This is a genomic window from Streptomyces sparsus, from assembly GCF_054776295.1.
This window is the reverse complement of the sequence record NZ_BAAHCA010001660.1, coordinates 1-596: the sequence shown is the minus strand read 5'-3', so window position 1 is coordinate 596 and position 596 is coordinate 1. Positions and strand designations below refer to the sequence as shown.

Here is a 596-nt window from a genome sequence, read left to right as displayed (position 1 = left end):
CGCGGGGGCGGTCACACGTGCGGGTCGGGCGCCGGGCGCGGGGACGGTGCGGGGATCAGTCGCGGGCGCAGACGAACACCGCGGTGCCGGGCACCAGCGCGCCCCGCAGCGGCGACCAGCCGCCCCACTCCTGCGTGTTCCACGCCGGCCACTCCGGTTCCACCAGGTCCAGCAGCCGGAAACCGCCGGCGACCACGTCCCGCACCCGGTCGCCGAGCGTGCGGTGGTGCTCCACGTACACGGCCCGGCCCTCTCCGTCCTGCTCGACGTAGGGGGTGCGGTCGAAGTAGGAGGCGGTGAACGTCAGTCCCTCCGGGCCCGGCTCGTCCGGCAGGGCCCAGCGGATCGGGTGGGTCACCGAGAAGACCCAGCGGCTGCCGGGCCGCAGCACCCGGTGCACCTCCCGGAAGACGGCCACCGGGTCGGCGACGAACGGCACCGCGCCGTAGGCCGAGCACGCCAGGTCGAAGCTGCCGTCCGCGAAGGGCAGCGTGCCCGCGTCGGCCTGCACCAGGCCGAGACCGTCCGCGCCGATGCGCAGCGCGTGCTGGAGCTGCCGGTGCGACAGGTCCAGCGCCACCGGTCGGGCGCCGCGG

1 protein-coding gene is annotated in these 596 nt (G+C 76.3%); it reads right to left on the bottom strand.

Features of this window, described 5'->3' with window-relative positions:
* Positions 1-55: 55 nt before the first annotated feature.
* On the bottom strand, positions 56-596 hold a 541-nt coding region (locus tag ACYVE9_RS30165; protein ID WP_461031032.1), incomplete at its 5' end, for a class I SAM-dependent methyltransferase.